A 12,325-nucleotide genomic window follows, 5' to 3' on the forward strand; every position below is an offset into this window, starting at 1 on the left:
AGCATCAATTGCAGCGATGTCTTTGTGCAAGCTGGGCAAACTAAATATCTGAACCCGCATAAAGGAATAGAACATGCTCCATCCGCGAGCCAGAACCATGTTGTTATTATCGCTCCCCGCTCTGGCAATTGGGATTGCGTCCAGTCTTATTCTGATGGTGGTAATGAAAATCGCCTCGGTATTACAGAATCTGCTCTGGCAACGACTGCCGGGAAGTCTGGGGATAGCCCAGGATTCACCGCTCTGGATCATCGGAATTTTAACGCTGACAGGGGCTGCTGTTGGGCTAGTCATCCGTTTCAGCCGGGGTCATGCCGGGCCGGATCCTGCCAGTGAAGCGCTGATAGGCGCGCCAGTCCCTCCCTCTGCGCTACCAGGACTGATCGTAGCATTAATTCTCGGTCTTGCTGGCGGCGTCAGTCTTGGGCCGGAACATCCCATTATGACCGTCAATATCGCCCTCGCGGTAGCGATTGGCGCGCGTCTGTTACCACGAGTGAACCGGATGGAGTGGACTATTTTAGCCTCTGCGGGCACCATCGGCGCACTGTTTGGCACACCTGTTGCGGCGGCGTTGATATTTTCGCAAACCTTAAATGGCAGCCACGACGTTCCACTTTGGGATCGTCTCTTTGCGCCGTTAATGGCAGCGGCGGCTGGTGCGCTAACCACCGGATTGTTTTTCCATCCTCATTTTTCGCTGCCCATTGCTCATTACGGACAGATGCAGTTAGCAGACATCATCAGTGGTGCAATTGTGACGGCGATCGCCATTGCGGCAGGTATGGTTGCAGTGTGGTGTTTCCCACGGGTGCACGCGATGATGCATCAGATTAAAAATCCGGTCCTCATGCTGGGGGTTGGCGGGTTTATTCTCGGTATTCTGGGTGTTATTGGTGGGCCTGTTTCGCTATTTAAAGGGCTGGACGAGATGCAGCAGATGGTGACAAATCAGGCTTTCAGCACCAGCGATTACTTATTGCTGGCGGTAATCAAACTTGCCGCCCTGGTCATTGCCGCCGCCAGCGGGTTTCGCGGCGGGCGAATCTTCCCGGCGGTATTTGTCGGCGTAGCGTTAGGTTTGATGTTGCATGCGCACGTTCCCGCCGTTCCAGCGGCCATTACCGTCTCCTGCGCGATTCTCGGCCTCGTACTGGTGGTAACGCGCGATGGCTGGCTAAGTTTGTTTATGGCGGCGGTCGTTGTACCTGATTCCACATTGTTACCGCTACTGTGTATCGTCATGCTTCCGGCATGGTTATTACTGGCAGGTAAACCGATGATGATGGTGAATCGTCCAAAACAACAGCCACCCCACGATAACCTTTAGCAAAAAATGCTCTCCCTTATGATTTAAGAGTTATGGCGATGAAACGGGGCTTTACCTCCCCGTAATATTGCGTTAACAGGCCGCTGACGGCTTCGATCGTGAAGGAGAATAACAATGTTCAGGTCACTGTTTCTGGCGGCCGCCCTGATGGCATTTATCCCGCTTGCAGCAAACGCAGGTGAAATTACCTTGCTGCCATCAATTAAATTACAAATTGGCGATCGCGATAATTATGGTAACTACTGGGACGGTGGCCACTGGCGCGATCGTGACTACTGGCACCGTAATTATGAATGGCGTAAAAACCGCTGGTGGCGTCATGATAATGGCTATCACCGTGGTTGGGATAAGCGTAAAGCGTATGAGCGTGGCTATCGCGAAGGCTGGAGCGACCGTGATGATCATCGCGGAAAAGGCCGTGGACATGGGCATCGTCATTAAACACATTCGCTAATGGAGCACAATGCCTGATGCGACGCTTGCGCTTCTTATCAGGCCTACAAACCCACTTCATTTAACGCGTAGGGCGGATAAAGCGTTTACGCCGCATCCGCCAGTGGTGCCTGATGCGACGCTCATTCAACTACAGCCCCAATGCCGTTCCCACCAACAACCAGATATTCAGCGTTACCACCAGCACCACAATCATCCAGCCGATTTGTTTAACCCATTTGCTATTCACCAGATCGCCCATCAACTTGCTGTCACTGGTGAAAATCAGCAACGGCACCAGCGCCAGAGCAATACCAAAACTGAGCAGCACCTGACTCATAACCAAAATCCGTGTCGGATCCAATCCCATCAGGATGACAATAAATGACGGCAGCATGGTTACCGTACGGCGTACCCACAGCGGAATATGAAAGCGAATGAACCCCTGCATCACCACCTGCCCTGCCAACGTACCCACTACCGTTGACGAAAGCCCCGCCGCCACCAGACTTAAACCAAAAACCGTTGCCGCAGCATTGCTTAACAGCGGTTGCAGCGTAAGGTAAGCCTCATCAAGATCGGCAACACCAGTATGACCAGAAAAATGAAACGCTGCGGCAGCCGTTGCCATCATTGCCAGATTGACAAAGCCAGCGATGGTCATGGCAATCGCCACATCCCATTTAGTCGCAGAGTAACGTTGTTGGCGTGAACCACCGTGTAGATGCTGGGTAAGCGAAGAGTGAAGATAAATCACATGCGGCATAATCGTCGCCCCTAACACGCCAGCCGCCAGGAAGACCGCTTCCGAGGTCGGTAAACTCGGTATCGCCATACCTTTGCTCAACTGCACCAGATTCGGTTGGGAGAAAATCAGCTCAACAATGTAGGCCGCCGCGACAAACAACAGAAGCCCACCAATCACTTTCTCCAGCGGTTTTTGCCCGCGACGTTGCAGCATTAAAATCAGGAAAGTGGCGATACCTGTCAGCACCGCCCCCTGCAATAAAGAAACACCAAGAATGAGTTTGAAACCGATCGCCGCACCAATAAATTCCGCCAGATCGGTCGCCATCGCAATAATTTCCGCCTGGACCCAATAGAACCAGACTACCGGACGTGGATAGTGATCGCGAATTTGCTCCGCCAAATTTTTACCAGTGGCAATCCCGAGTTTGGCCGAGAGGATCTGAATCAGCATTGCCATCAGGTTGGCCCAGACGACCACCCACAGCAGTTGATAGCCGAAGCTGGCGCCCGCCTGAATATTGGTCGCAAAGTTACCGGGATCGATATAACCAATTGCCGCAATGAACGCAGGTCCCATTAATGCGAGCCTCATCTTGCGCGCTGCCCGACCGCTGCTACTCTCAACGCGATAGTTCGTCATCTTGTGCCTCTAAAACATAGCCTTTGCTATGTTTCATGCCATGCTAAACGAGAATGATTATCAAATTCATTTAAATGAATTGTGGTGATTTCTCTGATAGACCAGGATTATGACTACGAAAAGATTGATGATTTGAATGTTATAATTATGTTTAATGTTAGCACATTTACATAACTTTCAGCTTCCATACACAACATAGCAAATATGTATGACAGGTCACTATTTTTGAAGCTTGTCACAGGACGTCATTATAGTGTGTGTCAGATCTCGTTTTCCTTACCCATGTTACATAGAATGTGCACGGAAATTTAACCTGCCTCATATTTGGAGCAAATATGGACCGCGTCCTTCATTTTGTACTGGCACTTGCCGTTGTTGCGATTCTCGCACTGCTGGTAAGCAGCGACCGCAAAAAAATTCGTATCCGTTATGTTATTCAACTGCTTGTTATCGAAGTGTTACTGGCGTGGTTCTTCCTGAACTCCGACGTTGGTCTGGGCTTCGTGAAAGGCTTCTCCGAAATGTTCGAAAAACTGCTCGGATTTGCCAACGAAGGGACTAACTTCGTCTTTGGTAGCATGAATGATCAAGGCCTGGCATTCTTCTTCCTGAAAGTGCTATGCCCAATCGTCTTTATCTCTGCGCTGATCGGTATTCTCCAGCACATTCGCGTATTGCCGGTGATTATCCGTGCAATTGGTTTCCTGCTCTCCAAAGTCAACGGCATGGGCAAACTGGAATCCTTTAACGCCGTCAGCTCCCTGATTCTGGGTCAGTCCGAGAACTTTATCGCCTATAAAGATATCCTCGGCAAAATCTCCCGTAATCGTATGTACACCATGGCAGCCACGGCGATGTCCACCGTTTCTATGTCCATCGTTGGTGCATACATGACGATGCTGGAACCGAAATACGTAGTTGCTGCGCTGGTACTGAACATGTTCAGCACCTTTATCGTGCTGTCGCTGATCAACCCTTACCGTGTTGATGCCAGCGAAGAAAACATTCAGATGTCCGACCTGCACGAAGGCCAGAGCTTCTTCGAAATGCTGGGCGAATACATTCTGGCAGGCTTCAAAGTGGCCATTATCGTTGCCGCAATGCTGATCGGCTTTATCGCCCTGATCGCTGCACTGAACGCTCTGTTTGCTACCGTGACTGGCTGGTTTGGCTACAGCATCTCTTTCCAGGGCATTCTGGGCTACATCTTCTATCCGATTGCATGGGTGATGGGTGTTCCTTCCAGTGAAGCACTGCAAGTAGGCAGCATCATGGCGACCAAACTGGTTTCCAACGAGTTCGTTGCGATGATGGATCTGCAGAAAATTGCGTCCACGCTCTCTCCGCGTGCTGAAGGTATCCTCTCTGTGTTCCTGGTATCCTTCGCTAACTTCTCTTCTATCGGGATTATCGCAGGTGCCGTTAAAGGCCTGAACGAAGAGCAAGGTAACGTGGTTTCTCGCTTCGGTCTGAAACTGGTTTACGGCTCTACGCTGGTGAGTGTGCTGTCTGCGTCAATCGCAGCACTGGTACTGTAAGCGAATCCATTAAAAAAGCCGGGGATAATTCCCCGGCTTCAGTTTGTTGACAAAGTGTGCTCTGTTTATGCCGGATGTGGCGTGAACGCCCTACCCAGCCTACAAAACAACGCAAATTCAATAAATTGTGTTTCCATGTAGGCCTGATAAGCGCAGCGCATCAGGCAATTGTCCGTTTGTCATCAACCTCAAATGCCGGGGATAATTCCCCGGCATTTTTACGCCTGTTAATCAACTAATGGTTGCGGGCGACCAATTAAATACCCTTGCAGATATTGCACCCCGAGCTTATGCAATAGCGCCTGCTGCTGTTGCGTCTCGACAAACTCCGCGACCACACTCAATGACTTCGCTTTCGCCAGATCGGTAATTGATCTCACTATCATCGCATCCAGTGTATTAGTGACGATATCCTTAACGAAGACGCCATCAATCTTGATGATATCAGCCTGCAAACGTTTTAACCGTTCGTAGTTGGCATAGCCTGTGCCAAAGTCATCAATCGCAATACGGAAGCCAAACTTATGCAGTTGTTCGATATTGTACATACTGCTTTCTGCGTTAGAAAACGCCTGCTCCTCGGTGATCTCAATAATCACAGCCTCCGGGGAGACACGGTAACGTTTAAACAGACGAATAATTCGCCCGGCGATATTCTTTTGCAGCAGAGTGAGCGGCATTAAATTGACTGAAAAGCGCGGGCCTTTCTTGTCACAAGGGTGGGTTGCCAGCCACTTCAGCAGGGATTCCAGCACCTGTAAATCGAATCGCGCGCTAAGGTTAAACTGAGCAATAAGGGGCAGAAACTTATCCGGGGTCATAATGCCGCCGTCATACTTCAGTCGCGCGAGGATCTCATCATAACCTTCACCCTCTTTGTTGCGAATTGGCTGGGCGTAGAGAAGCAAATCACCCTGATCTAACGCCGTGCGAATGGTATTCAGCAATAGCACCTGTTTAGTGGTCTGCCCGGAAACCATCTCCTCTCTGCTGTCCAGCGCCAGCACATGATGATGTGCGCAGGATTGCTCCGCCAGCCAGCTTAACTGCCCCAGCATTGGCTGCAGAGTATCCTGATTACCGTCAAAACGTCCCCAGGCAGCACCATAGCCCATATCCAGCCCGGTATTGTTCCAGTGGATTTGCCGACTGTTGAGAATGTTAACCATATGCTGTAACCGCCCTTCCGTTTCCGGCCCGGTCAGTACCAACAGCAATTCGCTCCCCGGCAATTGATACAACTTTTCGTTTTCCTGCATCAACGGCAGCAATGTACGGTAAATTGAGCGAATACAATGAACGCGCATCATTAACCCGTAATGGCGACTCATAAACTCAAGATTATCAATGCGCAGACAGCAAAAACTCTTACCAGCCTCTTGCTCCTGCGATTGCTCCAGTGCGCGAAAGTTGGGTAATAGCGTTAACGGATCGGTCAGTGCCTGCAAATGCCAGCGACGGTTAAGCCATTCGCTACGATAATAAATGCGTACCATATAGAGCAGGCAAACGCTAAAGGAAATCAGCACTGCGAGAATAAATGCCAGCGAATATTCGGTTAGTACCCCTTGCAAAAAGTTCTGGTTGTAATTCAGAAGGCAAAGCGTTGAAACAGCCCAAGTGAGATTTAAAAACGGATAGCGAAGCTTACCGACACCGAGGGTAAAGATGATAAAGAAAACAGGTACCAGATAACCGGCAATAAAGTCATTTTCATACGGTGTGCACATCAGAAGTAGCAACACGCTAAGAGCTGCCAGCCAGCTTAAGGTAAATGCGCGTTTCTCTTTGCTCAACGACGGAGCGATATCCCTACGCCACAATATCTGTGCAAAGTGGGGACTTACAATCATGCGGGTGAGATAGTAAAAAAGCATGTTGTAAATCAGCACTGCGGTGAAAAGGCTTAGCAAATCAACGACCGTGAAAATGGCATCCGCATCGCCGAAAAAGGTAGATATCTTTAGCGGGAAATCAAAGAAGCTCCCCACAAGATACATGCTGCATTTGATGCCGATCGGTGTCACCAAACCAAGCCAGAACAGACGTTGCCAGACATATCGGCTGGTCAATCCATAACGCCAACGCGTCCCCAGCTGCCAGCGTAATATTGCGCAGGCACACAACACGACAAACGTCTGGCTACCGAGCATGACCGCGGTCTGTAAAAAAGAGAGATGAAAGTTCCACAGATTGGTGCAAAACATCCCGCATAAAACAGGAACGACACCGCGCCAGCCAAAGATAAACAAGATTGACAGCATTACGCACAGTGGCATCCACGCCAGGAAAATATAGCTGGAATGGATAACAGCAAGTGGCGAGATAAAACGGGATAGCTGAATAAGTACCACGGTGAGCGTAAACGCTAGTGCAAATATCTTGATATTTTTTATCAGGTTATGCTCCACAAACATGAGTACACTACTCTCACTGATCGGGGTTTTAAGGCACACAAATAATATGTTTATTCGCATCGCGAAGCAAACAGGGACCGACCTGTTGCCGATATTTCATCCAATGATGTTTCCAACAGGCAACACTAACCTGGAAGGTAGACTGTATTACAAAAGCGGCAAAAAGCAGAGACAAAAAACCCCCGCTTCGCAGCGAGGGTTTGAAATTTGGTGGAGCTAAGCGGGATCGAACCGCTGACCTCTTGCATGCCATGCAAGCGCTCTCCCAGCTGAGCTATAGCCCCACGAGTCGTTTACGTACCAAATTTGCTGGGTGCAAAATTTGGTGGAGCTATGCGGGATCGAACCGCAGACCTCCTGCGTGCAAAGCAGGCGCTCTCCCAGCTGAGCTATAGCCCCATCACGTAAAGCTTGTCGAGTTGACGGGCGGCATCATATGAATTCCGCCCGAATGTGTCAACGGCAAATTGCAAGGCGTAGTTTCAATCGCTGAAAAATCAGGCAAATGAACTATTTTGGATAGTCGCTCGCATTCAGTAGTTATTCCTGTCACGGTTTCTTGTAAAGTGGTGTTATAAAATGAACCACTAATAGACCCGCAATCATTCAGGGAATTGTTATGTTCAAGGAGAGGATGACGCCAGATGAACTTGCCAGGCTGACCGGTTATAGCCGCCAGACCATTAATAAATGGGTACGCAAGCAAGGCTGGACGACATCACCAAAACCAGGTGTCCAGGGTGGCAAGGCCCGGCTGATTCACGTCAATAAACAAGTTCGTGAATATATTCGTAATGCAGAACGTCCGGACGATCAAAGAGAGGCACCTGAACTGTCTGCCGATACGCCTCTTGAAGTGCTGCTGGTGACGCTGGCGAAAGAGATGACGCCTCTTGAACAAAAACAGTTTACATCCTTGCTTCTGCGGGAAGGGATTATCGGATTATTACAACGCTTAGGGATTCGCGACAGCAAATAATATGAAAAGATTACGTAATAAAATGACCACCGAAGAGCTGGCGGAATGCCTGGGTGTGGCTAAACAAACTGTTAACCGTTGGATCAGAGAAAAAGGCTGGAGAACGGAAAAATTTCCCGGCGTGAAAGGAGGTCGTGCCAGACTTATTCTGGTCGATTCGCAGGTTTGCGAGTTTATTCAGAACACGCCTGCGTTCCATAACACACCAATGTTGATGGAAGCTGAAGAGAGAATTGCTGAATACGCTCCTGGAGCACGCGCCCCGGCGTATCGACAAATTATCAACGCGCTAGATAATATGACTGACATTGAGCAGGAAAAAGTCGCGCAATTTTTGTCACGTGAAGGAATTCGCAATTTCCTCGCCCGTCTCGATATTGACGAATCAGCATAAATAAAAAAACGGCAGGATATTATCTCCTGCCGTTTATCTTTTTATACGCTAATTACTGCTGATTTTCGCGTTCAGCAATAAAGGCCAGCGCTTTGTTGATACGCTCAATGCTACGTGTCTTACCGATCGCGTGAACGGTAACGTCCAGCGCCGGAGACTGCCCCGCACCGGTAACGGCGACACGCAGCGGCATACCAACTTTACCCATGCCCACTTCCAGCTCATCCGCCGTTGCCTGAATTGCGTGGTGAACATTTTCCGCCGTCCAGTCAGTGATAGCAGACAGTTTATCGCGCACTACTTCCAGCGGCTGACGCGCTACCGGACGCAGATGTTTTTTCGCAGCATCGGCATCAAACTCAGCAAAATCTTCGTAGAAATAACGGCAGCTTTGCGCCATCTCTTTGAGCGTTTTGCAGCGTTCGCCCAGCAGTTTCACCAGCTCAGCAAGCTGCGGACCGTTACGGGTATCAATATTTTCCTGCTCGATGTGCCACTGTAAGTGAGTAGCCACATACTCCGGCGGCAGCGCGTTAATATAGTGATGGTTCAACCACAGCAGTTTGTCAGTGTTGAACGCACTGGCAGATTTGCTGACGGCATTCAGGGTGAAGTACTTGATCATCTCTTCACGGGTGAAGATTTCCTGATCGCCGTGAGACCAGCCCAGACGCACCAGATAGTTCAACAGTGCTTCTGGCAGATAGCCGTCGTCGCGGTACTGCATTACGCTGACTGCACCGTGACGTTTGGACAATTTTTTACCGTCATCACCGTTGATCATAGAAACGTGCGCGTAAACCGGTACGGGCGCTTTCAGTGCTTTCAGGATGTTGATCTGGCGCGGCGTGTTGTTGATATGGTCTTCACCACGGATGACGTGAGTGATTTCCATATCCCAGTCGTCAACCACCACACAGAAGTTATAGGTCGGAGAACCATCGGTACGGCGGATAATCAGATCATCCAGCTCCTGGTTGCTGAACTCGATCGGACCACGGATCTGATCGTCAAAAACAACGGAACCTTCCTGTGGGTTAGCAAAACGTACAACGCACGGTTCATCATCAGCGTGATGTTCATGGCTGTGGCGGCAACGGCCGTCATAACGCGGCTTCTCGCCTTTTGCCATCTGCTCTTCACGCAGCGCTTCGAGGCGCTCTTTAGAGCAGTAGCATTTATAGGCAGTACCCTCTTCCAGCATCTGATCGATCACCGCGTTATAGCGATCGAAACGTTTGGTCTGGAAGTACGGGCCTTCATCCCACTCCAGACTCAGCCAGTTCATGCCATCCATAATGGCTTCGATAGCTTCCGGCGTGGAACGCTCAAGATCGGTGTCTTCAATACGCAGCACGAACTCACCGCCGTGGTTACGTGCAAAAAGCCAGGAGTAAAGAGCAGTACGCGCGCCGCCAACGTGCAGATAGCCTGTTGGGCTTGGCGCGAAGCGAGTTTTGATTTTCATGAAATGGCCTTACGTTTAGAAAGATGCCGACAACCGGCAAATCCTGGAAAAATTGAGTGGGCGATATTCTATCACTCCCGCCTGATTCCTCAATGTAGTTCGGGTTGCTACCTTACGCATTATTGTTTTCGTTGACAAATTGCGCAACGCGGTCTGTTTTGCGATCACCTTGCTTAAATTTACGACGAACAAACAATTTCTTTAGAAAATGCGTTGACTCATTTCCAACTCTCCCTATAATGCGACTCCACACAGCGGGGGTGATTAGCTCAGCTGGGAGAGCACCTCCCTTACAAGGAGGGGGTCGGCGGTTCGATCCCGTCATCACCCACCAACTACTTTATGTAGTCTCCGCCGTGTAGCAAGAAATTGAGAAGTGGGTGATTAGCTCAGCTGGGAGAGCACCTCCCTTACAAGGAGGGGGTCGGCGGTTCGATCCCGTCATCACCCACCACTTTCTCGCCAGCTAAATTTCTTGTAAAAATGTGAAGTACCGAAGTGGGTGATTAGCTCAGCTGGGAGAGCACCTCCCTTACAAGGAGGGGGTCGGCGGTTCGATCCCGTCATCACCCACCACTTCGGGTCGTTAGCTCAGTTGGTAGAGCAGTTGACTTTTAATCAATTGGTCGCAGGTTCGAATCCTGCACGACCCACCAATGTAAAAAGGCGCCCTAAAGGCGCCTTTTTGCTATCTGCGATACTCAAAGATTCGAACCTGCAACAGGTTCGGGTTGAGCGCAGCGAAACAACGGAGCCGCTTGCGGCGACGGCCCGAAGGGCGAGCGAAGCGAGTCATCCTGCACGACCCACCAATGTAAAAAGGCGCCCTAAAGGCGCCTTTTTGCTATCTGCGATACTCAAAGATTCGAACCTGCAGCAGGTTCGAGTTGAGCGCAGCGAACTCCGTGTAACATTCTTTATTCAATAAAATACCCGTTCTAAAACCAGCGCTGACCACGCTAAAACTGCTATGTACATCAGTAGTAATAACCTTCTGTGATTTTTTCGGCTGTCACATAGTTTCCTCAGTTAACAGCCCCTATTTGTCAACCAGGCGAAGCTCCCCCTGACTTCCCATTACCACGCACAAATTGATAAGCAATTCAGTTTTATTTATCAATCAGAACAACGCACAATGAAAGCATCGGTCATCTGGAGTCTTTATGAAACTTTTTCGTATCCTCGATCCTTTCACTTTAACCCTGATCACGGTGGTATTGCTGGCTTCTTTCTTTCCGGCCAGAGGCGGTTTTGTCCCCTTCTTTGAAAATCTGACCACGGCAGCTATTGCCCTGTTGTTCTTTATGCACGGTGCGAAGCTGTCGCGTGAGGCGATAATTGCTGGCGGTAGTCACTGGCGATTGCATTTGTGGGTAATGTGCAGCACCTTCGTACTGTTTCCGATTCTGGGCGTACTGTTTGCCTGGTGGAAACCGGTAAATGTCGATCCGATGCTCTATTCCGGTTTTCTCTATTTGTGCATTCTCCCGGCTACCGTGCAGTCTGCAATCGCCTTTACTTCAATGGCGGGCGGTAATGTCGCGGCGGCGGTTTGTTCTGCGTCGGCATCCAGCCTGCTGGGGATTTTCCTTTCGCCGTTGCTGGTCGGTCTGGTAATGAATATCCACGGAGCAGAAGGCAGTCTGGAACAGGTCGGTAAGATTATGTTGCAACTACTGCTGCCGTTCGTGCTGGGACATCTTTCTCGCCCGTGGATTGGTAACTGGGTAGCACGCAATAAAAAGTGGATAGCAAAAACCGACCAGACATCCATTCTTTTGGTCGTTTATACGGCATTCAGCGAAGCCGTCGTTAACGGCATCTGGCACAAAGTCGGTTGGGGTTCGCTGCTGTTTATTGTGGTAGTTAGCTGCGTATTGCTGGCTATTGTGATTGTGATTAACGTCTTTATGGCGCGTCGACTGGGTTTCAATAAGGCGGATGAAATCACTATCGTCTTCTGTGGCTCGAAAAAGAGTCTGGCGAATGGTATTCCGATGGCGAACATTCTGTTCCCCACATCGGTGATCGGTATGATGGTACTGCCGTTGATGATTTTCCATCAGATCCAACTGATGGTTTGCGCGGTACTGGCGCGTCGTTATAAGCGCCAGACCGAGCAACTGCAGGCGCAGCAGGAAAGCAGCGCCGGAAAAGTTTAAAGCGGACGTTTCAGGGGCTGGACCAGTTGCGTCAGCCCCTCGGTTTTAATCAGCAACGTGATTTGCATTAACTCACCAAGTTTGCCTGCCGGAAACTCATCTTTGCGGGCAAACCACAGCAGATACTCTTCCGGCAGGTCAATTAAGCGACGTCCTTTGTACTTGCCAAACGGCATCACCGTATTGGCAATTTCAATCAGCTGCTCTTTCTCCAC

The 12,325-nt window shown here is 49.9% G+C and carries 10 protein-coding genes, 6 tRNA genes and 1 other RNA gene; 11 read left to right on the forward strand and 6 right to left on the reverse strand.

Annotation, left to right across the window (positions count from 1 at the left end; all coding sequences use genetic code 11):
- The first annotated feature begins 73 nt into the window (after positions 1-73).
- Positions 74-1,330, forward strand: a complete 1,257-nt coding sequence (locus FEK66_RS08380) for an ion channel protein (RefSeq protein WP_135494794.1) — start codon at positions 74-76, stop codon at positions 1,328-1,330.
- A gap of 114 nt (positions 1,331-1,444) precedes the next feature.
- Positions 1,445-1,771: a DUF2502 domain-containing protein YpeC gene (gene ypeC / locus FEK66_RS08385; protein ID WP_130207352.1), complete on the forward strand. Its 327-nt coding sequence runs from the start codon at positions 1,445-1,447 to the stop codon at positions 1,769-1,771.
- Positions 1,772-1,913: 142 nt separating this feature from the next.
- Here ypeC and FEK66_RS08390 read toward each other — a convergent pair whose 3' ends face one another.
- The gene (locus FEK66_RS08390) at positions 1,914-3,152 is read right to left on the reverse strand and encodes an Nramp family divalent metal transporter (RefSeq protein WP_130216878.1); all 1,239 of its coding nucleotides are present in this window, start codon (positions 3,150-3,152) and stop codon (positions 1,914-1,916) included.
- A 335-nt stretch (positions 3,153-3,487) separates the two neighbouring features.
- Here FEK66_RS08390 and nupC point away from each other — a divergent pair, with 335 nt between their 5' ends.
- Positions 3,488-4,690 carry a nucleoside permease NupC gene (nupC, locus tag FEK66_RS08395; RefSeq protein ID WP_064526382.1) on the forward strand — a complete coding sequence of 401 codons (1,203 nt, stop codon included), beginning with the start codon at positions 3,488-3,490 and terminating at the stop codon, positions 4,688-4,690.
- A gap of 227 nt (positions 4,691-4,917) precedes the next feature.
- Here the strand turns inward: nupC and FEK66_RS08400 are convergent, their stop codons facing one another.
- The 3 genes from FEK66_RS08400 to FEK66_RS08415 form a co-directional block, all read right to left on the reverse strand.
- Complete coding sequence (locus FEK66_RS08400; RefSeq protein WP_130207356.1) at positions 4,918-7,107, reverse strand: sensor domain-containing phosphodiesterase; 2,190 nt, start codon at positions 7,105-7,107, stop codon at positions 4,918-4,920.
- 208 nt (positions 7,108-7,315) lie between these two features.
- Positions 7,316-7,391 (reverse strand) — tRNA-Ala (locus FEK66_RS08410).
- A 39-nt stretch (positions 7,392-7,430) separates the two neighbouring features.
- Positions 7,431-7,506 (reverse strand) — tRNA-Ala (locus tag FEK66_RS08415).
- A 220-nt stretch (positions 7,507-7,726) separates the two neighbouring features.
- On the opposite strand from FEK66_RS08415, the gene FEK66_RS08420 reads away from it, so the two are divergent.
- On the forward strand, positions 7,727-8,086 hold the full coding sequence (locus FEK66_RS08420) for a YfeC-like transcriptional regulator (RefSeq protein ID WP_130207360.1): 360 nt from the start codon (positions 7,727-7,729) through the stop codon (positions 8,084-8,086).
- Position 8,087: 1 nt separating this feature from the next.
- Entirely contained in the window at positions 8,088-8,480 is a 393-nt protein-coding gene (locus FEK66_RS08425) for a YfeC-like transcriptional regulator (protein ID WP_130207362.1), read from the forward strand.
- A gap of 52 nt (positions 8,481-8,532) precedes the next feature.
- Here the strand turns inward: FEK66_RS08425 and gltX are convergent, their stop codons facing one another.
- Complete coding sequence (gene gltX / locus FEK66_RS08430; RefSeq protein ID WP_130207364.1) at positions 8,533-9,948, reverse strand: glutamate--tRNA ligase; 1,416 nt, start codon at positions 9,946-9,948, stop codon at positions 8,533-8,535.
- A gap of 258 nt (positions 9,949-10,206) precedes the next feature.
- Between gltX and FEK66_RS08435 the strand changes: the two genes are divergently transcribed.
- The 6 genes from FEK66_RS08435 (at position 10,207) to FEK66_RS08460 (ending at position 12,110) form a co-directional block, all read left to right on the forward strand.
- Positions 10,207-10,282 (forward strand) — tRNA-Val (locus FEK66_RS08435).
- Between the two features lie 44 nt (positions 10,283-10,326).
- Positions 10,327-10,402, forward strand: a tRNA-Val gene (locus tag FEK66_RS08440).
- A gap of 46 nt (positions 10,403-10,448) precedes the next feature.
- Positions 10,449-10,524 (forward strand) — tRNA-Val (locus FEK66_RS08445).
- A 4-nt stretch (positions 10,525-10,528) separates the two neighbouring features.
- Positions 10,529-10,604: transfer RNA gene (locus tag FEK66_RS08450), tRNA-Lys, on the forward strand.
- A 30-nt stretch (positions 10,605-10,634) separates the two neighbouring features.
- A non-coding RNA gene (locus FEK66_RS08455) (RtT sRNA) lies at positions 10,635-10,760 on the forward strand.
- A 351-nt stretch (positions 10,761-11,111) separates the two neighbouring features.
- Positions 11,112-12,110 carry a bile acid:sodium symporter family protein gene (locus FEK66_RS08460; RefSeq protein ID WP_130207366.1) on the forward strand — a complete coding sequence of 333 codons (999 nt, stop codon included), beginning with the start codon at positions 11,112-11,114 and terminating at the stop codon, positions 12,108-12,110.
- Here FEK66_RS08460 and FEK66_RS08465 read toward each other — a convergent pair.
- Positions 12,107-12,325 carry a DUF3820 family protein gene (locus tag FEK66_RS08465; RefSeq protein ID WP_111948453.1) on the reverse strand — a complete coding sequence of 73 codons (219 nt, stop codon included), beginning with the start codon at positions 12,323-12,325 and terminating at the stop codon, positions 12,107-12,109. The two genes, FEK66_RS08460 and FEK66_RS08465, sit on opposite strands and share 4 nt — an antisense overlap.

It is taken from the genome of Escherichia sp. E1130 (assembly GCF_005781065.1).
Classification (GTDB): domain Bacteria; phylum Pseudomonadota; class Gammaproteobacteria; order Enterobacterales; family Enterobacteriaceae; genus Escherichia.

What these genes read in the sequence shown, in the direction of transcription:
- FEK66_RS08420 (WP_130207360.1), top strand. Translation starts at nt 7,727, where the DNA reads ATGTTCAAGGAGAGGATGACGCCAGATGAACTTGCCAGGCTGACCGGT.
- ypeC (WP_130207352.1), top strand. Translation starts at nt 1,445, where the DNA reads ATGTTCAGGTCACTGTTTCTGGCGGCCGCCCTGATGGCATTTATCCCG.
- FEK66_RS08380 (WP_135494794.1), top strand. Translation starts at nt 74, where the DNA reads ATGCTCCATCCGCGAGCCAGAACCATGTTGTTATTATCGCTCCCCGCT.
- FEK66_RS08460 (WP_130207366.1), top strand. Translation starts at nt 11,112, where the DNA reads ATGAAACTTTTTCGTATCCTCGATCCTTTCACTTTAACCCTGATCACG.
- gltX (WP_130207364.1), bottom strand. Translation starts at nt 9,948, where the DNA reads ATGAAAATCAAAACTCGCTTCGCGCCAAGCCCAACAGGCTATCTGCAC.
- nupC (WP_064526382.1), top strand. Translation starts at nt 3,488, where the DNA reads ATGGACCGCGTCCTTCATTTTGTACTGGCACTTGCCGTTGTTGCGATT.
- FEK66_RS08425 (WP_130207362.1), top strand. Translation starts at nt 8,088, where the DNA reads ATGAAAAGATTACGTAATAAAATGACCACCGAAGAGCTGGCGGAATGC.
- FEK66_RS08400 (WP_130207356.1), bottom strand. Translation starts at nt 7,107, where the DNA reads ATGTTTGTGGAGCATAACCTGATAAAAAATATCAAGATATTTGCACTA.
- FEK66_RS08390 (WP_130216878.1), bottom strand. Translation starts at nt 3,152, where the DNA reads ATGACGAACTATCGCGTTGAGAGTAGCAGCGGTCGGGCAGCGCGCAAG.